This window comes from Nocardioides sp. NPDC092400, assembly GCF_040684155.1.
GTDB lineage: Bacteria > Actinomycetota > Actinomycetes > Propionibacteriales > Nocardioidaceae > Nocardioides.
This window is the reverse complement of sequence record NZ_JBFBFJ010000002.1, coordinates 713445-737580: the sequence shown is the minus strand read 5'-3', so window position 1 is coordinate 737580 and position 24136 is coordinate 713445. Positions and strand designations below refer to the sequence as shown.

At 73.1% G+C, this 24136-nt stretch carries 28 protein-coding genes and 3 tRNA genes; 5 read left to right on the top strand and 26 right to left on the bottom strand.

The window, feature by feature from the left end:
• Nucleotides 1-4: 4 nt before the first annotated feature.
• The 11 genes from AB0N29_RS11035 to AB0N29_RS10985 form a co-directional block, all read right to left on the bottom strand.
• Nucleotides 5-823 carry an ABC transporter permease gene (locus AB0N29_RS11035; RefSeq protein WP_364866595.1) on the bottom strand — a complete coding sequence of 273 codons (819 nt, stop codon included), beginning with the start codon at nt 821-823 and terminating at the stop codon, nt 5-7.
• Nucleotides 824-836: 13 nt separating this feature from the next.
• Entirely contained in the window at nt 837-1622 is a 786-nt protein-coding gene (locus AB0N29_RS11030) for an ABC transporter permease (RefSeq protein WP_302269610.1), read from the bottom strand.
• 6 nt (nt 1623-1628) lie between these two features.
• Complete coding sequence (locus tag AB0N29_RS11025; RefSeq protein ID WP_364866590.1) at nt 1629-2582, bottom strand: ABC transporter ATP-binding protein; 954 nt, start codon at nt 2580-2582, stop codon at nt 1629-1631.
• A gap of 315 nt (nt 2583-2897) precedes the next feature.
• Entirely contained in the window at nt 2898-3290 is a 393-nt protein-coding gene (rplL, locus tag AB0N29_RS11020) for a 50S ribosomal protein L7/L12 (protein WP_302269606.1), read from the bottom strand.
• 79 nt (nt 3291-3369) lie between these two features.
• Nucleotides 3370-3999, bottom strand: coding sequence for a 50S ribosomal protein L10 (gene rplJ / locus AB0N29_RS11015; protein WP_302269605.1), 630 nt, complete (start codon nt 3997-3999; stop codon nt 3370-3372).
• Nucleotides 4000-4237: 238 nt separating this feature from the next.
• Nucleotides 4238-5185 (bottom strand): D-2-hydroxyacid dehydrogenase family protein, encoded by a 948-nt coding sequence (locus tag AB0N29_RS11010; RefSeq protein WP_364866587.1) that lies wholly within the window; start codon nt 5183-5185, stop codon nt 4238-4240.
• Nucleotides 5186-5251: 66 nt separating this feature from the next.
• On the bottom strand, nt 5252-5974 hold the full coding sequence (gene rplA / locus AB0N29_RS11005; protein WP_302269602.1) for a 50S ribosomal protein L1: 723 nt from the start codon (nt 5972-5974) through the stop codon (nt 5252-5254).
• Between the two features lie 97 nt (nt 5975-6071).
• Nucleotides 6072-6500, bottom strand: coding sequence for a 50S ribosomal protein L11 (gene rplK / locus AB0N29_RS11000; protein WP_302269601.1), 429 nt, complete (start codon nt 6498-6500; stop codon nt 6072-6074).
• A gap of 137 nt (nt 6501-6637) precedes the next feature.
• The gene (gene nusG, locus AB0N29_RS10995) at nt 6638-7555 is read right to left on the bottom strand and encodes a transcription termination/antitermination protein NusG (RefSeq protein ID WP_364866584.1); all 918 of its coding nucleotides are present in this window, start codon (nt 7553-7555) and stop codon (nt 6638-6640) included.
• A 52-nt stretch (nt 7556-7607) separates the two neighbouring features.
• Nucleotides 7608-7859, bottom strand: coding sequence for a preprotein translocase subunit SecE (gene secE / locus AB0N29_RS10990; RefSeq protein ID WP_302269599.1), 252 nt, complete (start codon nt 7857-7859; stop codon nt 7608-7610).
• A gap of 41 nt (nt 7860-7900) precedes the next feature.
• Nucleotides 7901-7973: transfer RNA gene (locus AB0N29_RS10985), tRNA-Trp, on the bottom strand.
• Nucleotides 7974-8111: 138 nt separating this feature from the next.
• On the opposite strand from AB0N29_RS10985, the gene AB0N29_RS10980 reads away from it, so the two are divergent.
• Entirely contained in the window at nt 8112-9344 is a 1233-nt protein-coding gene (locus tag AB0N29_RS10980; RefSeq protein WP_364866581.1) for a pyridoxal phosphate-dependent aminotransferase, read from the top strand.
• Nucleotides 9341-10390: an adenosine deaminase gene (locus AB0N29_RS10975; RefSeq protein WP_364866579.1), complete on the top strand. Its 1050-nt coding sequence runs from the start codon at nt 9341-9343 to the stop codon at nt 10388-10390. The genes AB0N29_RS10980 and AB0N29_RS10975 overlap by 4 nt, the downstream gene beginning before the upstream one ends.
• Nucleotides 10391-10499: 109 nt before the next feature.
• Here AB0N29_RS10975 and AB0N29_RS10970 read toward each other — a convergent pair whose 3' ends face one another.
• The 13 genes from AB0N29_RS10970 to AB0N29_RS10910 form a co-directional block, all read right to left on the bottom strand.
• Entirely contained in the window at nt 10500-11516 is a 1017-nt protein-coding gene (locus tag AB0N29_RS10970) for a UDP-N-acetylmuramate dehydrogenase (protein ID WP_364866577.1), read from the bottom strand.
• Nucleotides 11509-11907 carry a MaoC/PaaZ C-terminal domain-containing protein gene (locus tag AB0N29_RS10965; RefSeq protein WP_302269595.1) on the bottom strand — a complete coding sequence of 133 codons (399 nt, stop codon included), beginning with the start codon at nt 11905-11907 and terminating at the stop codon, nt 11509-11511. Before AB0N29_RS10965 ends, AB0N29_RS10970 begins: the two co-directional genes overlap by 8 nt.
• Entirely contained in the window at nt 11904-12302 is a 399-nt protein-coding gene (locus tag AB0N29_RS10960; protein ID WP_302269593.1) for a MaoC family dehydratase N-terminal domain-containing protein, read from the bottom strand. Before AB0N29_RS10960 ends, AB0N29_RS10965 begins: the two co-directional genes overlap by 4 nt.
• A 29-nt stretch (nt 12303-12331) precedes the next feature.
• Nucleotides 12332-13477, bottom strand: a complete 1146-nt coding sequence (locus AB0N29_RS10955; RefSeq protein ID WP_364866575.1) for a hypothetical protein — start codon at nt 13475-13477, stop codon at nt 12332-12334.
• A gap of 140 nt (nt 13478-13617) precedes the next feature.
• The gene (gene rpmG, locus AB0N29_RS10950; protein ID WP_280610067.1) at nt 13618-13788 is read right to left on the bottom strand and encodes a 50S ribosomal protein L33; all 171 of its coding nucleotides are present in this window, start codon (nt 13786-13788) and stop codon (nt 13618-13620) included.
• A gap of 79 nt (nt 13789-13867) precedes the next feature.
• A tRNA-Met gene (locus tag AB0N29_RS10945) sits at nt 13868-13941 on the bottom strand.
• Nucleotides 13942-13996: 55 nt separating this feature from the next.
• Nucleotides 13997-14069 (bottom strand) — tRNA-Thr (locus AB0N29_RS10940).
• A gap of 59 nt (nt 14070-14128) precedes the next feature.
• A complete protein-coding gene (locus AB0N29_RS10935) occupies nt 14129-15562 on the bottom strand; it encodes an amidase (RefSeq protein ID WP_364866572.1) in 1434 nt (477 codons plus the stop codon).
• A gap of 45 nt (nt 15563-15607) precedes the next feature.
• On the bottom strand, nt 15608-16303 hold the full coding sequence (locus AB0N29_RS10930; RefSeq protein ID WP_364866570.1) for an LrgB family protein: 696 nt from the start codon (nt 16301-16303) through the stop codon (nt 15608-15610).
• Entirely contained in the window at nt 16300-16680 is a 381-nt protein-coding gene (locus AB0N29_RS10925) for a CidA/LrgA family protein (RefSeq protein ID WP_364866568.1), read from the bottom strand. Before AB0N29_RS10925 ends, AB0N29_RS10930 begins: the two co-directional genes overlap by 4 nt.
• Nucleotides 16681-16696: 16 nt before the next feature.
• Nucleotides 16697-17272: a DNA-3-methyladenine glycosylase I gene (locus AB0N29_RS10920; RefSeq protein WP_364866566.1), complete on the bottom strand. Its 576-nt coding sequence runs from the start codon at nt 17270-17272 to the stop codon at nt 16697-16699.
• On the bottom strand, nt 17269-18282 hold the full coding sequence (locus AB0N29_RS10915; RefSeq protein ID WP_364866564.1) for a pirin family protein: 1014 nt from the start codon (nt 18280-18282) through the stop codon (nt 17269-17271). Before AB0N29_RS10915 ends, AB0N29_RS10920 begins: the two co-directional genes overlap by 4 nt.
• 57 nt (nt 18283-18339) lie before the next feature.
• A complete protein-coding gene (locus tag AB0N29_RS10910; RefSeq protein WP_364866562.1) occupies nt 18340-19515 on the bottom strand; it encodes a homogentisate 1,2-dioxygenase domain-containing protein in 1176 nt (391 codons plus the stop codon).
• Between the two features lie 82 nt (nt 19516-19597).
• Between AB0N29_RS10910 and AB0N29_RS10905 the strand changes: the two genes are divergently transcribed.
• Genes AB0N29_RS10905 through AB0N29_RS10895 form a run of 3 tightly spaced genes read left to right on the top strand, consistent with a single transcriptional unit; the run spans nt 19598 to nt 22036 of the window.
• The gene (locus AB0N29_RS10905) at nt 19598-20416 is read left to right on the top strand and encodes a hypothetical protein (protein ID WP_364866560.1); all 819 of its coding nucleotides are present in this window, start codon (nt 19598-19600) and stop codon (nt 20414-20416) included.
• Nucleotides 20413-21528 carry a fumarylacetoacetate hydrolase family protein gene (locus AB0N29_RS10900; protein ID WP_364866558.1) on the top strand — a complete coding sequence of 372 codons (1116 nt, stop codon included), beginning with the start codon at nt 20413-20415 and terminating at the stop codon, nt 21526-21528. The genes AB0N29_RS10905 and AB0N29_RS10900 overlap by 4 nt, the downstream gene beginning before the upstream one ends.
• A gap of 10 nt (nt 21529-21538) precedes the next feature.
• Entirely contained in the window at nt 21539-22036 is a 498-nt protein-coding gene (locus tag AB0N29_RS10895) for a nitroreductase family deazaflavin-dependent oxidoreductase (RefSeq protein WP_364866556.1), read from the top strand.
• On the opposite strand, the gene AB0N29_RS10890 is transcribed toward AB0N29_RS10895, so the two are convergent.
• A complete protein-coding gene (locus AB0N29_RS10890) occupies nt 22005-23261 on the bottom strand; it encodes an MFS transporter (protein WP_364866554.1) in 1257 nt (418 codons plus the stop codon). The two genes, AB0N29_RS10895 and AB0N29_RS10890, sit on opposite strands and share 32 nt — an antisense overlap.
• Nucleotides 23262-23315: 54 nt before the next feature.
• Complete coding sequence (locus AB0N29_RS10885) at nt 23316-24020, bottom strand: hypothetical protein (RefSeq protein ID WP_364866552.1); 705 nt, start codon at nt 24018-24020, stop codon at nt 23316-23318.
• Nucleotides 24021-24136: the final 116 nt, after the last annotated feature.

Here is a 24136-nt window from a genome sequence, read left to right as displayed (position 1 = left end):
GACCTCACCCCGCCAGTCTCACGGTCGTGGTGGTGCCCCAGATCGCCATCGACAGGAACAGGTCGATGACGTTGATGGCCACGATGCTGGTGCGGACGGCGCGGCCCACGGCCACCCCCACGCCCGCGGGCCCGCCGGAGGCGTTGTACCCGTGGTAGCAGTGGATGAGGATCACCACGACCGCGAAGACCAGGACCTTGCCGAAGGACCACAGGACGTCGCCCGGTGGCAGGAACTGGTTGAAGTAGTGGTCGTAGGTGCCGGTCGACTGGCCGTAGAACTGGGTCACCACCAGCCGGCTGGCGAAGTACGACGACAGCAGACCCACGACGTACAGCGGGACGATCGCGATCAGGCCGCCGATGACGCGGGTGGCCACGAGGAACGGCATCGACGGGATCGCCATCACCTCGAGGGCGTCGACCTCCTCGGAGATCCGCATGGCGCCGAGCTGGGCGGTGAACCCGCAGCCGACCGTGGCGGCCAGCGCGATGCCGGCGACGAGCGGGGCGATCTCGCGGGTGTTGAAGTAGGCCGAGACGAACCCGGAGAACGCGGCGGTGCCGAGCTGGTTCAGCGCGGCGTACCCGGAGAGGCCGACCTGCGCCCCGGTGAAGAAGGTCATGCCGATGATGACGCCGACGGTGCCGCCGATGACGGCGAGCGCCCCGGAGCCGAGGGTGACCTCGGCGAGGATCCGCATGATCTCGCGCGGGTAGCGCGTGACCGACCGCGGCGTCGCCTTGAGGACGCGCACGTAGAACGCGAGCTGACCGCCGAGGGTGTCGAGCTGGCCCAGCGGTCGCTGGAGGACGGACTTCATGCTGGCCACGCCCTCACCCGGTCTTCGGTGGCACGAGCTGGAGGTACAGCGTGCTCAGGACGAAGTTGACGACGAACAGGAGCAGGAACGTGATGACGACCGACTCGTTGACCGCGTCGCCCACGCCCTTGGGGCCGCCACCGGCGCTCATCCCCTTGTACGACGCGACGATGGCCGCGATGAAGCCGAAGACCAGCGCCTTGACCATGCCGATCCACAGGTCGGGCAGCTGCGCGAGCGCGGTGAAGCTGGCGAGGTAGGCACCGGGGGTGCCGTCCTGCAGCACGACGTTGAAGACGTAGCCGCCGGCGACGCCGACGACGCTGACCATGCCGTTGAGGAAGACCGCCACGAGCATGCAGGCCAGCACGCGCGGCACCACGAGGCGCTGGATCGGGTCGATGCCCAGCACCATCATCGCGTCGAGCTCCTCGCGGATCTTGCGCGCGCCGAGGTCGGCCGCGATGGCCGATCCGCCGGCGCCCGCGATGAGGAGCGCGGTGGCGATCGGGCCGGCCTGCTGGATCACCGCGAGCACGGACGCCGAGCCGGTGAAGGACTGCGCGCCGAACTGCTTGATCAGGCCGCCGACCTGCAGCGCGATGACCGCGCCGAAGGGGATGGCGACCAGGGCCGTCGGGATGATGGTGACCGAGGCGATGAACCAGGCCTGCTGGAGGAACTCCCGCAGCTGGAAGGGCCTGCGGAACAGTCCGCGGCCGACGTCGAGTCCGAAGGCGAAGAGCTTGCCTGCGGTGCCGACCGGCCTGAGGACGCGGGTGGCGGTGAGCTGGGCCAACGTGCCTCAGCCGCCCGTCGTCATGGTCATGTTCTCCTCGAACGATCCGGGAGGGGGCGTCACGCCGTTGTCGCGGCACCACGCGCCCGGCTCGCGCTGGCTGCGGCGCGGGATGCCGTTGGAGGGCTCCAGCTGCATCGGGATGGGCGGGAGCGGCGGGAGCTCCTGGTCCGCCTCGGCGGCGAGCTCGTCGGCGTCCTTCTCCTCCGACATGCCGATCGGGCCCACGCGCTGCGCGTTCAGGAACTGGCGCACGACCGGCTCCTCGGAGCTCAGCAGCATCTCGCGCGGACCGAACATCGCCAGGTGCTTGTGGTAGAGCAGGCCGATGTTGTCCGGCACCGTCCGCGCGGTGTTGATGTCGTGGGTGACGATCAGGAAGGTCGCGTCGATCTGCGCGTTCAGGTCCACGATGAGCTGGTTCAGGAACGAGGTGCGGACCGGGTCCAGGCCGGAGTCCGGCTCGTCGAAGAGCACGATCTCGGGGTCCAGCACCAGCGCGCGGGCGAGGCCGGCCCGCTTGCGCATCCCGCCGGAGATCTCGCCGGGCAGCTTGTCCTCGGCGCCGATCAGGCCGACGAGGTCCATCTTCTCCATGACGATGGCGCGGACCTCGGACTCGGACTTCTTGGTGTGCTCGCGCAGCGGGAACGCCACGTTGTCGTAGAGGTTCATCGAGCCGAACATCGCGCCGTCCTGGAACAGCACGCCGAACAGCTTGCGGATCTCGTAGAGCTCCTTCTCCGAGCAGCTCGCGATGTCGGTGCCCTCGATGACGACGGAGCCCTTGTCGGGCTTCAGCAGCCCGATCAGCGTCTTGAGGAAGACCGACTTGCCCGTGCCGGAGGGGCCGAGCATCACGCAGATCTCACCCGCGGGCACGGTCAGCGTCACGTCGCCCCAGATCAGCTGCTTGCCGAACGACTTGCTGAGGTCGTCGACCTTGATCTCCACGCCCATGCCAGCACCTCTCCCCGAACCGAGTGGTCCGCCGCGCCCGACGAGACGGGCCGAGGCGGACGCACGGCTTCCCCACTCACGAGTAACAACGGAGTTACCGCGGCGAGGTTACGCGACGAGGCGACGTGCGTCACGTGACCGATCTCTCCTGAGACTGAATCGAGACGATCGCCTCGGTTCCGACCGGGATCCGGCGGTGACCTGCGGGAACGTCGCCGGGCGCGCCGGGAAATGCAAAGAAGCGGCCACCTCCCGCAGGAGGTGGCCGCCCCGGAGCGACGACCCTCGCCGGTCACCCGGCGGGGGTCGACGGGGTCACTTGAGGGTGACGGTGGCGCCGGCGCCCTCGAGGGCCTCCTTGGCCTTGTCCGCGGCAGCCTTGTCGACCTTCTCGAGGATGGCCTTGGGAGCCGACTCGACGAGCTCCTTGGCCTCCTTCAGGCCGAGCGAGGTCAGGGCGCGGACCTCCTTGATGACGTTGATCTTCTTGTCACCAGCGGACTCGAGGACGACGTCGAACTCGTCCTGGGCAGCGGCCTCGTCGGCACCGCCAGCGGCGCCGCCGGCGGCGGGGGCAGCGGCGACGGCGACCGGGGCGGCCGCGGTGACGCCGAAGGTGTCCTCGAACTGCTTCACGAACTCGGAGAGCTCGATGAGGGTCATCTCCTTGAACGCGTCGAGGAGCTCGTCGGTGGTGAGCTTCGCCATGATGGCAACCTTTCCAATCGGTTGGCCCGCCGCGTCGCAGCGGCCGGGCCGGGTTTCAGGTGGTGGTCCTCAGCCCGGGTCAGGCTTCGGTGGTCTCGTCCGCCTCGGCGGTGGCCGGAGCGGCCTCCTCCTCGGCAGCCGGGGCCTCCTCGGCGGCGGCCGGCGCGCCGGCACCACCTGCGAGGATCGAGGGGTCCTCCTCGGCCTTCGCCTGCAGCGCGCCCGCGAGACGGGCGGCCTGGGCGAGAGGGGCGTTGAGGAGGTAGACGGCCTGGCTGAGCGACGCGAGCATCGCGCCGGCCAGCTTGCCCAGGAGCACCTCGCGCGACTCGAGGTCCGCCAGCTTGGCGATCTCGGAGGCGTCGAGGGGCTTGCCGTCCAGGACGCCACCCTTGATGACAAGGGTGGGGTTGGCCTTGGCAAAGTCACGCAGACCCTTGGCCGCCTCGACCACGTCGCCGTTGATGAAGGCGATGGCGGTCGGACCGGTCAGCAGGTCGTCGAAGCCGGAGATGCCCACCTCGGTGGCGGCGATCTTGGCCAGCGTGTTCTTGACCACGGCGTAGTTGGCGTTCTCGCCGAGGGAGCGCCGCAGTTCCTGCAGCTGCTTCACGGTGAGACCGCGGTACTCGGTCAGCACAGCACCGGCGGAACCGTTGAAGGACTCAACGATCTCCGCGACGGCTGCCTGCTTGTCTGCCCGCGCCATGGGTCTCCTTCCGGGTGTCGACCACCGCGTCAGGCCCCGGAACGACGAACGCCCCGAGCGCGGGCGCTCAGGGCGTGGTGCGATCCTCGGAGGGATCTCGCTCTGCTCACCTGCGCTGGTCGTCCGCTTCCGCGAACCTTCGGTCGTGGTGCTGATGCGCCACGGCAACCGGCGGTCTCTGGTTTCAGGGCAGAACTGTACGGCGGGCCCGGGACGCGACCAAATCGGCGGCCGCCGGTCAGGTGAGCACCCGGACCGGCTCCCCCGCCAGCCAGGCCGCGACGTCCTCGGCCGCCTCGGTGAAGAACGTGCGGTAGTTGTCGGCCGTCACGTAGCCCAGGTGCGGCGTGGCCAGCACGCGCGGGTGGGTCCGCACCGGGTGGTCGGCGGGCAGCGGCTCGGTGTCGTGGACGTCCAGGCCCGCGCCGGCGATCCCGCCCGCGTCCAGCGCCGCCAGCAGGGCGTCGGTGTCGACCAGGCCCGCCCGCGCGGTGTTGACGAGGTACGCCGTCGGGCGCATCCGCGCCAGCTCGTCCGCCCCGAGGGTGCGGTGGGTGCCGGGACCGAGCACCAGGTGGAGGGTCACGACGTCGGCGGACGCGATCAGCTCCTCCTTGCCCACCGCCCGGACCCCCGCCGCGGCCGCACGCTCGGCGGTGAGGTGGGGGCTCCAGGCGACCACGTCCATGTCGAAGGCCTGCCCGAGGGCGGCGACCCTCGACCCGATCCGCCCCAGGCCCACCACCCCGAGCGTGGACCCGGCCAGGTCGGTCCCGACCGTCGTCTGCCACCCGCCGCCGGCGAGCGCGCGGGACTCCGGCAGCAGGTGCCGGGCCAGCCCGAGCACCAGCGCCCAGGTGAGCTCGACCGTGGGGGTGGCCAGCGCGGAGGTCGCACAGACCGTGATCCCCCGCTCCCGGCAGGCGTCCAGGTCGATGGAGGGGTTGCGCCGACCGGTCGTCACCAGCAGCCGCAGGTCCGGGAGCCGGTCGAGCAGTGCCGCGTCGAACGGCGTCCGCTCACGCATCGCCACCACGACGTCCGCCCCGGCCAGGGCGGCCACCAGGTCCTCGCCGGCCAGGTGCTCGCGCACGGCGGACACGTGGACCCCCTCGAGCCGCGACCACGCGACGTGCTGGAGCGCGACGCCCTGGTAGTCGTCGAGCACGACGCAGCGGTGGCTCACGGTCGCGAACGTACGCCGCCCCGGTCACCTGCTGGTGACCGGGGCGGCGAGTGCTGCTGGTGGGACTCAGGCCGTGGCGGCCTCGTCCTCCTGCGCGACGTTCTTGATGCGGTTCGGGTCGACCTGGATGCCGGGGCCCATCGTCGTGGAGACGGTGACCTTCCGCAGGTAGCGGCCCTTGGAGCTGGCCGGCTTGAGGCGGAGGATCTCCTCCAGCGCCGCGGCGTAGTTCTCCGCGAGCTGGGCCTCGGAGAACGACGCCTTGCCGATGATGAAGTGCAGGTTGGCGTGGCGGTCGACGCGGAACTCGATCTTGCCGCCCTTGATGTCGGTCACGGCCTTGGCCACGTCCGGCGTCACGGTGCCGGTCTTCGGGTTCGGCATGAGGCCGCGGGGGCCGAGCACGCGGCCGAGGCGACCGACCTTGCCCATCATGTCGGGGGTCGCGACGACGGCGTCGAAGTCGAGCCAGCCGCCGGAGACCTTCTCGATCAGCTCGTCGCCGCCGACGACGTCGGCGCCGGCCTCACGGGCGGCCTCGGCCTTGTCACCGTTCGCGAACACCAGGACGCGGGCGGTCTTGCCGGTGCCGTGGGGCAGGTTGACGGTGCCGCGGACCATCTGGTCGGCCTTGCGGGGGTCGACGCCGAGGCGCATCACGACGTCGACGGTCTCGTCGAACTTCTTCTTCGAGGTCGACTTGGCCACCTTGATGGCCTGGAGCGGGGCGTGGAGCTCGTCCTTGTCGAACTGCTCGGCCGCCGCGCGGTAGGTCTTGCTGCGCTGCATGTCTGGGTCTCTTCTCTTCCAGTGTGGTCAGGTGGGCCAGCGCGGCCCTGCCACGGGGGTGTACGGGGTGCCTGTCACCAGGCGGGGAGCGACTGGATCAGTCGGTCGTGACGCCCATGGACCGGGCGGTGCCCTCGACGATCTTCATGGCCGCGTCGATGTCGTTCGCGTTCAGGTCGGGCAGCTTGGTCGTGGCGATCTCGCGCACCTGGTCCTTGGTCAGCTTGCCGACCTTCTCCTTGTGCGGGACGCCCGAGCCCTTCTGCAGGCCGGCGGCCTTCTTGATCAGCTCCGCGGCAGGCGGGGTCTTCGTGATGAAGGTGAAGGACCGGTCCTCGTAGATCGTGATCTCGACCGGGACGACGTTGCCGCGCATGGACTCCGTCTGGGCGTTGTACGCCTTGCAGAACTCCATGATGTTGACGCCGTGCGGACCGAGGGCGGTACCGACCGGCGGGGCCGGCGTCGCGGCACCGGCCTGCAGCTGCACCTTGACCAGCGCAGCGATCTTCTTCTTCGGAGGCATGCTCTGTCTCTTTCTCTTCCGTGGTCATGACGAGGGCGTACGTCGCCCTCTGCCACCTGCTGTTGCTCGAGCAACCGCACCATTCTGCGCGGCGCGGCGTGGTGTGTGAAATCCGTGGCCCGTGACCGGGCCGGCCCTCAGACGCGCTGGATCTGGGAGAACGACAGCTCGACCGGGGTCTCGCGGCCGAAGATCTCCACGAGCGCCTTGACCCGCTGGGACTCGGCGTTGATCTCGGTGATCGTCGCGTGCAGCGTGGCGAACGGGCCGTCGACCACCATGACCGAGTCGGCGACGTCGAAGTCGGCGACCTCGACGGGCTTCTTCGCGGTGGTGGCGCTGCCGGTCGCGGGGGCCGCGGTGCCGGCGGCGGCCGCCTCGGCCTCGGCGCGGGCGACGACAGCGGGGGCCAGCATGTTCTCGACCTCGCTCATGCTCAGCGGCACCGGCTGGTGGCTGTGGCCGACGAAGCCGGTCACCGACGGCGTGTGGCGCACGGCGGCCCACGACTCGTCGGTCAGGTCCATGCGGACGAGGACGTAACCGGGCAGGACGGTCCGCTTGACCATCTTGCGCTGGCCGTTCTTGATCTCCGCGACCTCCTCGGTGGGGACCACGATCTCGTGGATGTAGTCCTCCATGTTGAGGGAGATGATGCGGTTCTCCAGGTTCGACTTCACCCGGTTCTCCATGCCGGAGTAGGTGTGCACGACGAACCAGTCACCGGGCTTGGCCCACAGCTCGCGGCGGAACGCCTCGAGCGGGTCCTCGTCGTCGGCGGCCTCCTCGTCGGACGCGTCGGCCTCGTCGACCGGGGCGTCGTCGTCGGCGGCCTCGAGGGCGTGGTCCGCGTCGACCTCGTCGGCGGAGGGGAGGTCGAGGTCGACACCCATCGCCTCGTCGGTGTCCTCGTCGGTGACCTCGGTGTCCAGCGCCGGGTCGAGCTCGATCTCGGAGCCCTCGTCGGGCTGGCCGAAGACGTCCTCCAGCGACGGCTCGTCCGCCGTCGGGGTCGCCTCGGTCTCGTCGTACTGCTCCGACACGTGGTGCTCCATCAGTTGGTTCGTCAGGTGGGTCGTGATCTGGTCCGGCAGCGCCGGGCCGGGGTCACTGGTCGCTGTTCCCCGCGAAGACCTCGAACGCCAGCTGGCCGAAGCCGAGGTCCAGGAGCGAGACGATCGCCATCAGCACGAGGACGAAGACCAGGACCACGAAGAAGTACGTGACCAGCTGCTCCTGGGTCGGGTAGACGACCTTGCGCAGCTCGGCGACGACCTGGCGGTAGAAGGTCGCCGGTCCCGTGCGCGGCTTGTCAGCCTTGCCCTCTCGGGTCCCACGGACCGCGTTGCCGTCCGACACGCCGGTCACCTCTTCCGATCTCTTGTGGTGCTGCTGATCTGCAGGGCACGAGGGACTTGAACCCCCAACCTTCGGTTTTGGAGACCGATGCTCTGCCAGTTGAGCTAGTGCCCTCCGGTGGAGCTTCCGGGCATGCCAAGGCATGGAGCGGAAGCCACCAGTCACGGAGTCTACGGGGAACACCGAGGCCGAGTCCAAACGCCCCTCGAAACCCCCGGGAGCGGGTGGGCACCGCGCCCCTACGATGGGCCCATGAGCTCCCAGCCCGGACAGCCCGTGACCACCAGCCCGCGCGAGCGGCGCGTCTCCCGCCGCATCGGCGCGATCGCCGAGTCGGCGACGCTGAAGGTCGACGCGAAGGCCAAGGCGCTCAAGGCCGAGGGCCGGCCGGTCATCGGCTTCGGCGCCGGCGAGCCGGACTTCCCCACCCCCGACTACATCGTCGAGGCGGCGGTCGAGGCGTGCCGGGACCCCAAGAACCACCGCTACACCCCCGCCGGCGGCCTGCCGGAGCTGAAGAAGGCGATCGCCGCGAAGACCAAGCGCGACAGCGGCCTCGACGTCGACCCCGCGCAGGTGCTGGTCACCAACGGCGGGAAGCAGGCGATCTACGAGGCCTTCGCCGCGATGCTCGACCCGGGCGACGAGGTCATCGTGCCGGCGCCGTACTGGACCACCTACCCCGAGTCGATCCAGCTGGCCGGCGGCGTGCCCGTCGAGGTCCTGGCCGACGAGACCCAGGACTACAAGGTCACCGTGGAGCAGCTCGAGGCGGCGCGCACCGAGAAGACGAAGGTGCTGCTGTTCGTCTCCCCGTCGAACCCGACCGGTGCGGTCTACACCGCCGACGAGATCCGCGCGATCGGCCGGTGGGTCGAGGACAACGGCCTCTGGGTGCTCACCGACGAGATCTACGAGCACCTCGTCTACGACGGCGTCGAGACCGGCTCGCTGCCGGTGCTGTGCCCCTTCCTCGCCGACAACACCGTGATCGTGAACGGCGTCGCGAAGACCTACGCGATGACCGGCTGGCGGGTCGGCTGGATCATCGCGCCGACCGACCTCATCAAGGCCGCCGGCAACCTGCAGTCCCACGCCACCTCGAACGTCGCCAACGTCTCCCAGCGCGCGGCGCTCGCCGCCGTCGAGGGCGACCTCACCGCCGTGGAGGAGATGAAGAAGGCCTTCGACCGCCGACGGAGGACGATCGTCTCGATGCTCAACGAGATCGACGGCGTCGTCTGCCCGACGCCGACCGGCGCGTTCTACGCCTACCCCTCGGTCAAGGGCCTGCTCGGCAAGGAGTACGACGGGAAGGTCATCGACACCTCCGTGGACCTGGCCGAGTACATCCTGGAGAAGGCCGAGGTGGCGGTCGTCCCGGGCGAGGCCTTCGGGTCCCCGGGCTACCTGCGGCTCTCCTACGCCCTGGGCGACGACGACCTGGTCGAGGGCGTCTCCCGGCTGCAGAAGCTCTTCGCTTGATCCCTTCCGCCGAGCAGCCCGCGGGTCCGCGCGACCTCCGCGGGCTGCCCAAGGCGCACCTGCACCTGCACTTCACCGGCTCCATGCGGCACTCGACGCTGCTCGAGCTCGCCGAGCGCGACGGGATCCGGCTGCCCGACCAGCTGGTCGCGGACTGGCCGCCGCAGCTGAGCGCGGCCGACGAGAAGGGCTGGTTCCGGTTCCAGCGGCTCTACGACGTCGCCCGGTCGGTGCTGCGCACCGAGGACGACGTGCGCCGGCTGGTGCGGGAGGCGGCCGAGGACGACGTCGCCGACGGCGGGCGGTGGCTGGAGATCCAGGTCGACCCCAGTGGGTACGCCGCGCGGTTCGGCGGGATCACGGCGTTCACCGACCTCGTGCTCGACGCCGTGGCGGACGCCTCGCGCAGCACCGGCCTGGGCATCGCCCTGGTCGTCGCGGCCAACCGCACCCGGCACCCGCTCGACGCGCGCACCCTGGCCCGGCTGGCGGCGCAGTACGCCGGCCGTGGCGTGGTCGGCTTCGGCCTCTCCAACGACGAGCGGCGCGGCACCACCGCCGACTTCGAGCGCGCGTTCGGGATCGCCGAGCAGGCGGGCCTGGCGCTCGTCCCCCACGGCGGCGAGCTGCGCGGGCCCGAGCACGTGCGGGTCTGCCTGGACGCCCTGCACGCGGACCGGCTGGGCCACGGCGTGCGCTCGGCCGAGGACCCGGCGCTCCTGGAGCGGATCGTCGAGGCCGGTGTCGCGCTCGAGGTCTGCCCGGTCTCCAACGTCGCCCTCGGCGTCTACTCCGACCTCACCTCCGTGCCGCTGCCCACGCTGCTCGCCGCCGGCGCGACCGTCGCGCTGGGCGCCGACGACCCGCTGCTGTTCGGCTCCCGCCTCGCCGGGCAGTACGCCACCATGCGCGCCGCCCACGACCTCCCGGACACCACGCTCGCCGAGCTCGCCCGGATGTCGTTCCGTGCCTCCCGCGCGCCCTCGGACGTCGTCGCCGCCGGGCTGGCGGGGGTCGAGGAGTGGCTGGCGCAACATCCCAAGTGAACCTGGGATGTTGACGCTTCGCGGCCTTTGCAACACCCGCGGAGCGTGGAGATCCCACGTTTACTTGGGATGTTGACGCTTCCCTGCCGATTCGACCGCCGGAGCGCGGCTAGAGCTCGCAGCCGACCAGCACCGGCTCGTTGACCAGCCGGATGCCGTACGCCGCCTCGACGCCGTCGCGCACCTCGCGGGCCAGGTCGAGCAGCTCGGCGGTGGTGGCGCCGCCGCGGTTGGTCAGCGCGAGGGCGTGCTTGGTCGACAGCGACACCCGGCCGGCGCCGTACCCCTTGCCGAAGCCGGCGTGGTCGATGAGCCAGGCGGCGGAGGTCTTCACCAGGCCGTCGCCGGCGGGCCACGCCGGCGCACCGTCGGGCACCCGGTCCGCGGGGACGACGGGGTTGGTGAAGAACGACCCGGCGCTCCAGGTGTCGGGGTCGGCGTCGTCGAGGACCATCCCCTTGCCACCGCGCAGCGCGAGGACGGCCTCGCGGACCTCGCGCAGGGGCGCGCGCCGGCCGAGCTCGACGCCGAGGGCACGGGCCAGCTCGGCGTACTGCACGGGCGCGCCGAGGGTGCCCTGGCCCAGCTGGAAGGTCACCGAGAGGACGACGTGGCGGCCCGGGTCGGCCTTGAAGCGGGAGTGCCGGTAGCCGAACCCGCAGTCGGCGTTGGCGAACGTGCGCACGCCCCGCAGGACGCGGTCCCAGACGCGCACCGACGCGATGGTCTGGGACACCTCCTGGCCGTAGGCGCCGACGTTCTGGACCGGGGTGGCCCCGACCGAGCCCGGGATCCCCGACAGCGCCTCGACACCGACCCAGCCCCGCTCCACCGCGACCTCGACCAGGTGGTCCCAGGACTCCCCCGCCGCCACGGTGACGAGCACGCCGCCGCAGGTGGGGTCGTCGTCCTCGACGTCGGCGCTGATGCCGGTCGTGGCGACCTTGACGACGCGGCCGTCGAAGCCCTCGTCGGCGACCACGAGGTTGCTGCCGCCGCCGAGGACCAGCACGGGCCGGTCGGTGTCCAGCGCGGTGAGGAGCTCCTCCTCGGTGATCGCGACGACGAGCTCGCCCGCGGGACCACCGAGCCGGAGCGTGGTGTGGTCGCGGAGCAGGTCAGGCACGGACGACGGCCTTCGGCATGCCCAGCACCTTCTGGCCGCCGGAGGTGACGACCAGGGCGATGGCGACGCGGCCGTCCTCGACCGAGGAGACCGTGCCGGCGACCTCGATCTCGACGCCGGTGTCGTCGTCGGGGACGACGACGGGGTTGGTGAACTTCGCGCCCAGCTCGACGACCTCGGCGTCGTCGGTCCAGGTCGCGACGGCCCGCGCGGCGAGGGCGAGGGTGTACATCCCGTGCGCGATCACGCCGGGCAGTCCCACCGCGGTCGCGACCCGGTCGGACCAGTGGATCGGGTTGAGGTCGCCCGAGGCGCCGGCGTAGCGCACCAGGTCGGCGCGGCGGACGACGTACCGCTGGGTCGCGAGCTCGGTGCCCGCCTCGAGGGTCATGCGACGCCCCGGTGGACGAGGGTCGCGCTGGTCGCGCAGACCAGCGCACCGTCGGCGTCGACGACCTCGCTGGTGGTGCCGATGATCTCGTTGCCGCCGATGGAGCGGACGCTGGCGACGGTGAGCGCGGCGGTCAGCACGTCGCCGACGCGGACCGGCCGCTCGTAGCGGAACTTCTGGTCGCCGTGGACGATCCGCGACAGCTCGATGCCCTCGGAGTCGAGGAAGGCGTTCATCGCCTCGAACGCCAGCACGATCGGGAACGTCGGCGGCACCGGACCGCCGTCCCAGACGGCGCCGGTGGTCGCGGCGAGCTCGCGCACCTTCTCCTCGGAGACGGTGTAGGGCCGCGTGGGCGGGAAGGTCCTGCCCACGAGGGAGGGGTCGACCGGCATGCCCTCGACCCTACCGGCGCCCTCGGCGCTCAGCCGAGCGGGACGAGGGACACCGCCACGAGCGGGCGGTCGCCCGGGCCGACCTCGCCGACGGGGGCGAGCGCGGGGCCCAGGGTCGTCACCAGGCCACCCTGCACGCCCGCCTGCGGCGCCGGCAGCACCCGCAGCCCACAGGTGCGCTGCAGCGCCGCGGTCGGCCGCCCACGGTCGACGCAGCGCCCCTCGGCCTGCAGCTCGACCCGGTCACCGGACGGGCCGGTGACGCGCAGCACCGCCGTCAGCAGGCCGTTGGCCTCGAAGTTCCCGGTGCAGCTGACGAGCAGGCCGACGCGCCGTCCGGAGCCGGTCGGCACGGAGCCGGTCCGGCCGCGGGTCGCCACGCGGTGCAGCGAGCTCTCGTGCGGCGTGCCCGCGCAGCGCGACGGCGGCGGGTCGGCGATCCGCCGACCACGAGCCACGACGTACGTCGCGCGCGGGCCGAGGCCGGACCCGGCCAGGGTGCCGGGGACGAGGGGCGCCGCGGGAGCCGGCCGGGGCTCAGTGCCGGCACGCGTCTCGACGTACGCCGTCCACAGCGACCCGGAGGGCTGCAGGTCGCCGACCGGCGCCAGGAGGGTGTTGGTGGCGAGGGCCCCACGGACGACGCCGGTCCGGCGGTCGGGCAGCAGCTCCAGCCGGCAGGCCACGTGGACGGCTCCCACCTGGGCCGGGGCGGGCACGAAGGCGCACCACCCCTCGGCCTCGACGCGCCCGACGGTGGGCAGGTGGAGCCGGGCGTACGCCGCGCCGCCCGCACCCTGCTCGTCCACGGCGGCCCGCGGGTCGGGCGCGAGCACGCAGAGGTAGCCGCTGCCGAGGCGTCGGCGCGTCTCGTCGACCACGCGACCGTCGGCCTCGGACGTGGTCACGCTGAAGAGCCTCGAGCCGAGCTCGAGCGGGACGAGGGCCCCGCGGGCGCCGGCCCGCTCGCGGCAGGCGGCCGCGTCGGCGGGCCGGGGGCCGTCGTCGCCCTCCACGGTGCGCAGGACGAAGGAGCGGCCCCGGGTGTCGCCCGCGCCCGCCGACTGGCCGGCACCGGCGGGGCCGGCGAGGGGGACGGCGAGGGCGAGGGCGATCGCTGTGCTCGAGGCGACCGCCGAGGCGAGGAGGACGGCGGCGAGGCGGCGTGTGACCATGCCCACACAACGGCCTTCCACCCGGCTCGGTTACTCCCGCGCGCGGAGTCGTCGTCGGAGGGGCCGGCAGAGCCGTCGGAAAATGCCGAACGACCCGCCCGGCGTGCCGGGCGGGTCGTTCGAGGAGAGCGGGGGTTGCGTCAGCGGGTCTCGCGGTGAGCCCGGTGGCAACGGCAGCGGGGGCAGAACTTCGCCAGCTCGAGCCGGTCGGGGTCGTTGCGGCGGTTCTTCTTCGTGATGTAGTTCCGCTCCTTGCACTCGACACAGGCGAGCGTGATCTTGGGGCGAACGTCGGAGCTCTTGGAGGCCACGGGAAGTCCTTCTGGGTCGGGGTGCTGCGGTGCTGCAACGTGATCCGGGTGCTGAGTGGGGATCAGCGGTGGTTCGAAGTAGCGGGGGCGGGACTCGAACCCGCGACACCACGATTATGAGCCGTGTGCTCTAACCACCTGAGCTACCCCGCCACCGGGACAGGGCTGCACCGGCCAGGTTACCGGCCGATGCAATCCCGCTTCCCAGAGCCCCTTTACGGAATCGAACCGTAGACCTTCTCCTTACCATGGAGACGCTCTGCCGACTGAGCTAAAGGGGCAACGACGGAGAACCATACAGACGTCATCCGGGACCACAAAATCGGGCCCACGACCGCGGTCAGGAGGTCCTTCCGAGACCCGCGGAGCCGGTGATCCGAGCGGGCGGCGAGGCCTCCTCGAGCTCCAGGGCGAGCTCCAGCAGCAGCTGCTCGCGCCCCGCTCCGGCGCCGAGCATCATCCCCTGCGGGAGCCCCTCGGCGGTCGTCGCGAGGGGCAGGGAGACGGCCGGCTCGCCGGTGGCGTTCTGCCAGGGCGTGAAGGCCACCCACTGCAGCACCCGCTCCATCACCTCCTCGTAGCCCACCGAGGCGTCGAGGTGGCCGACCAGGGGCGTGGTGGTCGCCAGGGTCGGGCTCAGCACGACGTCGTACCGCTCGTGGAACGCCGCGCCCAGCGCCGGCGCCCGGCGCAGCCGCCTGACTGCGGCGGGCAGGCGGTGGAGGTTGCGGGTGGCGAGACGGTCCAGGCCCCGGGTCAGCGGGTCGCAGCGGCTGAGGTCCCAGGAGCGGCCGTGGGTGGCCCGGCCGGTGCGGACGATCGCGGTGGCGAGCAGGCCCCAGTGCAGCAGGAAGTCCTCGGCGAAGGTCGGCGGGGCCGGCGAGGCCGCCTCCTCGACGTGGTGGCCGAGGCCCGCCAGCAGGTCGGCGGTACGGCGCGTGAGGGCCGCGACCTCCGGGCTCGCCGTCCGGCCGGCGGCCGCGGTGACGACGCCGACCCGGAGCCGGCGTCGCCCGGGCCGCGTGACGTCGCCGATCGGCGGCAGGTGGAGCGCCCGGTAGACCCGCTCGGCCTCGCGCAGGAACGCCGCGGTGTCGCGGACGCTGCGGGTGACCACCCCGTCGGCGACGATCCGGACCGGCATCGTGCGGTGCATGACGTCCTGGGCGAGGCGGCCCCGGGTCGGCTTGAGGCCGACCAGCCCGCAGGCCGCGGCCGGGATGCGGATCGAGCCGCCGCCGTCGTTGGCGTGGGCGATCGGCACGGCACCTGCGGCGACCAGGGCCGCGGACCCGGCCGAGGACGCGCCGGCCGTGTGGTCGGTCGACCAGGGGTTGCGCACCGGCCCCAGCCGGGCGTGCTCGGCGGCCGGGGAAAAGCCGAACTCCGAGAGCCGCGTCTTGCCCAGCGGCAGCAGGCCGGTGGCGAGGTACATCCGGGCGAGGTCGCCGTCGCGCCGCGGTGGGCGCGCCACGAAGGCGTCGCTCCCGTGCTGGGTGGGCATCCGGGCGACGTCGACGTTGTCCTTAAGGAAGGTCGGCACGCCGGCGAAGTAGCCGCCCCGGGGGTTGCGCGCCTCGGCCCGCGCCCGGTCGTGGGCCCGGTGGGCGACGGCGCCGAGCGCCGGGTCGACGGCCTCCACCCGGGCGATCGCCGCGTCGACCACCTCGCGGGCGCTCACGACCCCGCGGTGCAGCGCCTCGACCAGTCCGACGGCGTCGTGGTCGGCGAGGGCGTCGTCGCGGAAGGCGTGGATGCGGGGTCCCGGGGGCACGGCGACAACCTCCCACAGCGACGCCCGCGGACGCCGGAGCCCGGGCTAGAGCAGGAGCGGGAGCAGCAGCGGCAGCAGGAGGCTCGTGGCGAGGGCGGAGAGCCCCATGGCGAGCCCGGCGAACGCACCCTCGGTCTCGTCCTCGGCCAGCGCCCGCGAGGCGCCGATGCCGTGCGAGACGGCGCCCAGGGCCAGGCCACGCGCGCGCCGGTCGGTCACCCGGGCCAGCGTCAGCACCGCCGGCCCGGCCACCGCGCCGAGGATGCCCACGGCGATGGTCAGCGCGGCGGTCAGCGACGGGACGCCGCCGACCGTCTCGGAGAGCGCGATAGAGACAGGCGTGGTCGCCGCCTTGGGGCTGAGCGTGCGCGCGAGCACCTCGTCGGCACCCGTCCAACGGGCGAGCACCACCACCGAGACGACCGAGACGACGGCCCCGACGGGGATCGCGACCAGCATCGGCACGACGAAGCCCCGCAGCCGGGAGACCTGCCGGTGCAGCGGCACCGCCAGGGCGACCGTCGCGGCGCCGAGCCAGAACGAGATCACCTGCACCCCCTCGGCGTACGTCGCCGCGTCCACGTCGAGGGCGACGATGGTGCCGCCGGTCAGCACGACCGCGACCAGCACCGGCTGCGCCAGCGCGTGCGCGCCGGTGAGGTCGCGGACCCGACGCCCGAGCTGGTAGGTCACCAGCGTGAGCGCCAGGAGGAAGACCGGCGACTCGACCAGCTCCCTCACGTCCGCTCCTCCTGGGGCCGGCGCTCGAGCAGCCGGGTCGTCCAGCCCACGGCGACCAGGCCGAGGACCCAGGAGCCGGCGACCGACACGACGATGGGCACGGCGTCCTGGCGGACCACGCCGAGGTACCCGACGACCCCGACGCCGGCCGGCACGAACAGCAGCTGCAGGTGGCGCAGCAGCGCGTCCGCGGCCCGGACCGGGGCGTCCTGCTCGGTGTCGTGGCCGCGCCGGCGACGCACCTCCAGGGCGAGGAGGAGGACCACCATCCCCACCACGGGCGCGGGCACGGGTGCGTCGGTCAGCCGGACCAGCACCTCCCCTAGGAGCTGGCACACGACGAGCCAGGTGATTCCGACGACGAGGTCTGCGCGCACCCCCGCATCCTGCCGGTCAGGTCCCGCGGCGGTGGCAGCCGACCAGGTGCGGGTCGAAGATCCCGAGGGCCTCCATCAGCGCGTGCATGGTCGTGGGGCCCACGAAGACGAAGCCGCGGCGCTTGAGCTCCTTCGACATCGCCACCGAGCCCGACGAGGTCGTGGCGACCTCCTCGGTCGTCGCGGGGGCCGGCGGGACCTCCGGGGCGTAGGACCGGAGCAGCCCCTCGAGCCCCTCGCGCTCGCGCAGCGCGACCGTCGCGCGCGCGTTGGTGATCGCCGCGTCGACCTTGAGCCGGTTGCGGACGATCCCGGCGTCGGCCATCAGGCGGGCGCGGTCGGCGTCGTCGTACGCCGCCACGACGTCGGGCTCGAAGCCCGCGAACGCCGCCCGGAACGCCTCGCGCTTGCGCAGGATCGTCGCCCAGGACAGCCCGGACTGGAAAGCCTCGAGGGTGAGCCGCTCCAGGTGTGCCGACTCACCCGCGACCGGCTTCCCCCACTCGACGTCGTGGTAGTCGCGCATCAGTCCCGGAGCACCCGCCCAGGGGCAGCGCGGGACGCCGTCCTCCCCGACGACCGGTCCGGTCACCGGCGCTCCCGGAGACGGGCGTTGGGCAGCGGCGGCGCCGGGATCGGCGGGAGCTCCTGGCCCGGCACCACGCCGAACCGCCCGGGACGGACGTCCTGGCCGCTCGCGACGACCCGCTGCTCGGCGGCCGGCCGCTCGGGCAGCCCGCCCGCCGCGTCGGGGTGCTGCTCGTCGGCGGGCGTCCCGGGGCCCGCCAGGACCTGGCCCTGCCAGGCCTCCCGGAAGGCGACGACCTCCTCGTGCGAGCGTCCGACGAAGTTCCACCACATGACGATCGCCTCGCCGAACGGCGGCCCGCCGAGCAGCAGCAGCCGGGCCGGCGCGTCACCGGCCCGCAGGACGAGCCGCTCCGCCCCGGGCGGGAGGTAGCACAGCTCGTCCTTGCCGACCGGCTGGTCGCCGAGGACCACCGCGCCGGCGTCGACGAGCACGCCGTGCTCGAACCCGGGGTCCACCTCGAGCACGGCCTCGGCACCGGGGTCGAGCAGGAGCTCGGCCCCGAGCAGCGGGGTGAACGTCGGGACCGGCGAGGTGCTGCCGAGCAACGAGCCGAGGAAGACCCGGGCCACGAAGCCCGCACCGACCACCGGCTCGGGCACGTGGTGGACGAAGCCCGGGTCGGTGTCGCGGTGCGCGTCCGGCAGCGCCACCCACAGCTGCGCGCCGTGCAGCACGCTGGTGGTCGCCGGCGACACCTCGGAGTGGCTGATGCCGTGGCCGGCGGTCATCAGGTTGACCTCGCCTGGCCGGACCGTCGCGACGTTCCCGGCGCTGTCGCGGTGCTCGATCTCGCCGGTGAAGAGCCAGCTGACCGTCTGCAGCCCGGTGTGCGGGTGCGGCGGCACCACCATGCCGCCGGTCTCGGCGACGTCGTCGGGGCCGTAGTGGTCCAGGAAGCACCACGCGCCGATCAGCGTGCGGTCGCGCTGGGGCAGCGTCCGCCGCACGGTCATCGCGCGTGGCCCGCCCAGGGGCACGTCGCGCGGGGTCAGCACCTCGGGTCCGGTCACCCGCCCATCATGGCCCGGCGCGCCGACGGTCGCTCCTCGACCGCCCCGACCCACCGGTCAGAGGCGTCGTCCCGCCCAGGACCAGGCGTAGTCGGGGTCCTCGCACGCCAGCCCGCCCTCGCCGAGCTCGAGCGGGGCGAAGGTGTCGACCATGACCGCGGTCTCCTCGAACCGCTCGGCCCCCAGGGACGCCTCGATCGCGGCGGGCTGGGGTCCGTGGGCGTGCCCACCCGGGTGCAGCGAGACCGACCCGAGCCCGATGCCCGAGCCCTTGCGCGCCTCGTAGTCGCCGGCGACGTAGAGCATCACCTCGTCGCTGTCGACGTTGGAGTGGTAGTAGGGCACGGGCACCGCCAGCGGGTGGTAGTCGACCTTGCGCGGCAGGAAGTTGCACACCACGAAGCCGTGGCCCTCGAAGACCTGGTGCACCGGCGGCGGCTGGTGCACCTTGCCCGTGATCGGCATGAAGTCCTCGATGTTCAGGGTGTAGGGGTAGAGGCACCCGTCCCACCCGACCACGTCGAAGGGGTGCGTCGCGTGCACCAGGCGGGTGCCGACGATCCCGGCCGAGGTGCGGTGCCTGACGAGCACCTCGACGTCGGTGCCCTCGACGAGGAAGGGCTCGTCGGGGCCGTGCAGGTCGCGCTCGGAGTACGGCGCGTGCTCGAGCAGCTGCCCGTAGCGGGAGAGGTACCGCTTCGGCGGGGCGACGTGGCCGCTCGCCTCGATGCAGTAGAGGCTGCTCGGCTCGGCCGGCACCCAGCGGTGCGTCGTCGCACGGGGCAGCACGACGTAGTCGCCGGCGCGGTAGGGCACGACGCCCAGGACGGTCTCGACCACGCCGCTCCCGGACTCCACGAAGACGCACTCGTCGCCCACGGCGTCGCGGTGGTAGGCCGAGGGCTCGGTGCCGGTGACGACGTAGGAGATCCGGACGTCGCCGTTGCCCAGCACGAGCCGGCGGTCGGTCACCGCGTCGGGGCCGGTGACCAGCTCGTGCAGCCGCAGGTGGCGCGGCTTGAGCGGGTGGTTGGGCACCCGCGCCTGGTCCGGCAGCGTCCACACCTCGGAGGCCACGACGGCCGACGGCACGCCGCGGTGGTGCAGCAGCGAGGAGTCCGAGCTGAACCCCTCCTCCCCCATCAGCTCCTCGGGCAGGAGGCGCCCCTCGGCGTCGCGGTGCTGGGTGTGCCGCGTGCGCGGGACGTCGCCGACGGAGCGGTAGTAGGCCATGGCACGACTCCTTCGCGTGCACGCGCCCTCCGATAGTCGGACGCGTGTGTCCGATATGTGCGTCGACGCTATCGTGGCCGCCGTGACGACGGAACACTTCTGGACCGGCCTCGTCGACGACGCCGCGGTCTTCCCGCCCGGCGACGCCGACCTCACCACCGCCGTCCGCGCGTACGTCGACCGCACCGGCGAGCCGGCCGCGCTGGTCGGCTCGTTCGTCCTCCGCGACACCGACCTGCCGGCGCTCCCGGCCGGCTTCTCCGGACCGGTGACCGTCGTGGTCACCGGCGGGGCGGGCCAGCTCGCCGGCCCGGCCGCCCTCTGCGGCAAGCGGGGCCTCGCCCTCGCCGGGCTCGACGTGGCCCTGCGCGACCTCGACGACCCCGCGGGCAACGCCCGGCGCGTCGTCGCGGCCGTCGACGCCGCCCGGGCGGAAGGGGTGCTCGCCGAGGACGTGCCGGTGCACGTCGAGCTGCCGCAGTCCGAGACGTCGTACGCCTGGCTGGCCGCGGCCGACGAGGTCGCCGCCGCGGAGCTGCGGCTCAAGCTGCGCACTGGCGGGCTCGACGCGCACCAGGTGCCGTCCCCTGCGCTGCTCGCGTCCTGGGTCGACGCCGCGCTCGACCGCGAGACGCCGTTCCGCTGCACCGCCGGGCTGCACCGGGCGCTGCGCCACACCGGCGACGACGGGGTGGACCGGCACGGGTTCCTCAACCTGCTGACCGCCACCCGGCGCGCCTTCGACGGCGCCTCGACCGCCGAGGTCGTGGCCACGCTCGAGGACCGCGACCTGCAGCCGGACGTCGCCGAGCTGGCCGGGGCCCGGCGGTGGTTCACGTCGTTCGGCTCGTGCAGCATCGATGAACCGATGGCCGACATTCGGGCACTGGGGCTCGCGTGAGCACCGGATTCGGCCTCGACCACCTGCCCTACGGCGTCTTCTCCGTCGCCGGCGACCAGCGCCGCGTCGGCGTGCGCCACGAGGACCGCGTGCTCGACCTCGCAGCCGCGACCGGCCGCCCCGAGCTCGCGACGTCGTCGCTCAACCCGTTCATGGCGCTCGGCCCGGAGGTGTGGCGGCAGACCCGCGAGGAGGTCCGCGCGCTGCTCGAGGGCGGCGCCGAGACGATCGCGCTGGACGAGGTGGAGCTGCACCTGCCGTTCGAGGTCGCCGACTACGTCGACTTCTACGCCTCCGAGCACCACGCGACCAACGTCGGCCGGATCCTGCGGCCGGACTCCGAGCCGCTGCTGCCGAACTGGCGGCACCTGCCCGTCGGCTACCACGGCCGGGCGGGCACGGTCGTGCCGAGCGGCACGCCGGTCGTGCGGCCGTGCGGCCAGCGCGGCGGCCCCGACGGCCCGACGTGGGGCCCGACCGGGCGGCTCGACGTCGAGGCGGAGCTGGGCTTCGTGGTGGGTGCGCCGTCCTCGATCGGCGACCCGGTGCCGTACTCCGCCTTCGGCGAGCACGTCTTCGGGGTGGTCGGCCTCAACGACTGGTCCGCGCGCGACCTGCAGGCCTGGGAGTACGCACCGCTCGGGCCGTTCCTGGGCAAGTCGTTCGCCACCTCCGTCTCGCACTGGGTGACGCCGGTGGCCGCCCTCGAGGCCGCGTGGTGCGACCTGCCCGAGCAGCGCCCGGAACCGCTGCCCTACCTCGGTGCCGGGCAGGTCCGCGGGCTCGACGTGTCGGTCGAGGTCGAGCTCGACGGGGAGGTCGTCAGCCGGCCGCCGTACCGCTCGATGTACTGGTCGCCCGCCCAGATGCTGGCGCACCTGACCTCGAACGGCGCGTCCGTGCGCACCGGCGACCTCTTCGCCTCCGGCACGATCAGCGGGCCCGCGGAGGACCAGCGCGGCTCGTTCCTGGAGCTGTGGTGGGGCGAGCGGTTCCTCGACGACGGCGCCGAGGTCGTGCTGCGCTACTCCGCGCCCGGCGTGGACGGCGGCTCGATCACCCTCGGCGAGGTCCGTGGACGGGTCGAGCCGGCGCGCGACTCGCTGGTCTAGGTTGCCGGGCATGGGTCTGCTCACGCCGCTCGCGGTCCGCATCGGGGCGATCTCCTGGATGCCCAGGCTGCTGCCCCAGGTGGTGTGGACCGACAAGCGGCTGCAGTCCGCGACCCGTGGGCGGGTCAGCATCCTCGACGTCGCCGGCCTGCCGAACCTCACCCTCACCGTCCCCGGGCGGAAGTCCGGCGTGCCGCGCAGCACGCCGCTGCTGTGCGTGCCCCACGACGGCGGCTGGCTCGTCGCGGGGTCCTACTTCGGGGACCCGAAGATGCCGATGTGGGTGCGCAACCTGCGCGCCACCGATCCCGCGGCCGGGGCCGTCACCGCCGCCCTGGGCGGACGCACCCTGCCGGTCGCCTGGCGCGAGCTCGAGGGCGAGGACCGGGCGAGGGCCTGGGCGGTGATGCTGCGGACCTGGCCGAACTACGCGACGTACGAGGAGCGGACCGACCGCACCATCCCGGTCTTCCTGCTCACGCCGCTGGACGTCCGCGGCGGGCGCTGAGCGTCAGCCGCGCGAGGAGCCCGAACGAGAGCACCTGCAGCACCGCCACGCACCCGGTCAGCAGCAGCGGGTGGTCGGTGGCCAACGCGCCGGCGAGCGCCCCGCCCGCCAGCGCACCGAGGCCCTGCACAGCCGCGAACACTCCGTACGCCGTCGCCCGGCGCCGCGACGGCACGAGCTCGGCGACGTAGGCCTTGACCGTCGAGTCGAGCACCCCGGTGGCCAGGCCCCACAGCACGACGCCGGCGAGCACCGCCAGCAGCGTGGGACCGAAGACCAGCGGCGGCACGGCCGCCACGACGAGCGGCACCACCAGCAGCACCCGCCCGCCGTGCCGGTCGAACAGGTCGCCGGTGGCCAGCGCCGCCACCGCCTCGACCGCCATCGCGGCGGCGTAGACGAGGGGCACGGCGGCGAGCGCGACGAGACCGTCCTCGACGAAGCGGTACGACATGACGCCGAACGTCATCAGGCCGGCGGTCGCGAGCGCGGCCGCGAGCGAGAAGAGGTGGAGCTCGCGGGGCAGGTCCGCGCCGACCATCCTGCGCACCAGCCCGTCGCGCCCCTCGCCCGCGAGGTCGGGGGCGGGGCGCTCCGCGGCGTCGTCCGGGTCCGGGTCGGCCACCGCCGGGACGCGGCGCCGGAGCTGGAGGAGCAGGAGGAGGCAGATCGCGCCCGGGACGGCGAGCAGCGCCAGGCCCGCCCAGAGCACGCCGGTCGCCGCGGCGACGCCGGCGAGCAGCAGCGGCCCGGCGAAGGCGCCGACCTGGTCCATCGCCTTGTGCACCGCGAAGCCGCGGCCCCGGCCGGTGGAGGCGGCCATCCGCGCGAGGAGCGCGGACTTCGCCGGGCTCCGGACGGCCTTCCCGGCGCGCTCGAGGAGGATCAGCGCCGCCGCGACCGCCACCCCGGCGGCCCCGAGGGCGGGCGCTACGGCGAGCAGCGGCACGCAGACGGCCGTCATCGCGTAGCCCACGACCGTCAGGCGCCAGTGCCGGCCGCTGTGGTCGGCCCACGGCCCGGTGACCAACCGCAGCACCAGCGCGACGGCCTCGCCGGCGCCGGTCACCAGTCCGACGGTGAGCGCGGAGGCCCCGAGCGTGCCGAGGAAGGGCCCGGCGACCGAGCGCATGCCCTCGTAGACCATGTCCGCGAACAGGCTGACCAGGCCGAAGGCCACCACCGTCCGCCGGGGGGTCCAGGGGCGCCGCGCGGTCTCGGTCACGGCGCGCATCATGGCAGCGCCCCGGCCGGCCCACGTGGCCGGCCGGGGCCGGGGTCAGCGGGTCGTGGGGGCGTAGTCCGAGGAGTCGCCGGTCAGCACGACGTAGAAGCGCTTGCGGCTGGTGGGGGTCGTCACCGAGCCGTCGCTGTTGCGGGGGCTGACGACGAACGAGGTGTTGTTCTGGGCCGCGGCCGGTGCGCAGTTGGTGGGGATGCCGGTCGCGCCGGTGAAGCTGCACAGGCTGGCGCTGATCTCGCCGGAGAACTCCGGGTTGGCGTCCGCGCCCGGGGCTCGGCCGCTGGTGACGGTGTCGCCGTTCTGGTCGACGGTGTTCTGCAGGGCGACGGTGGCCACGATGCCGTTGTCGGAGAGGTCCTCGTTGGCGTCGATGTAGACGTTGCCGTTGGCACGCAGCGCGTTGTCCGGGCTGCCGGCCGGCGCGGTGTTCGGGAGGGTCGGGTAGGCGGTGACGATCTCGAAGCCGCCGGACTGGGCGACGATCGTGCCGGCCGCGTCCACCAGCAGCCAGCGGCCCGCACCGTCCTTGCCGGCCGGGCCGGCCGGGCCCTGCGCGCCCGCGGGGAGCTGGCCGGCACGGAAGTCCTTGGCCTTGAGCGTGCCGTCCTTGACGTCCTGGCTGCGGACCGAGTCGTCCTTGATGTCGGCGGAGCCGATCGTCATGGCGGCGTACGACGTGCCGCTGGTCGCCACGACCAACGCGGCGACGGAGATGAAGAAGGAGGGGGTGGGTCGACGCACGGGAGGCACCTCTCTGTGAGGCAGGCCACGCCGGCCCACCGGGTGCTTGGCCTTCGACACCGCCGGCCCGACCGGATTGGTCGGCGGACCCGGTCACCGCGCACGGGGTGCAGTTT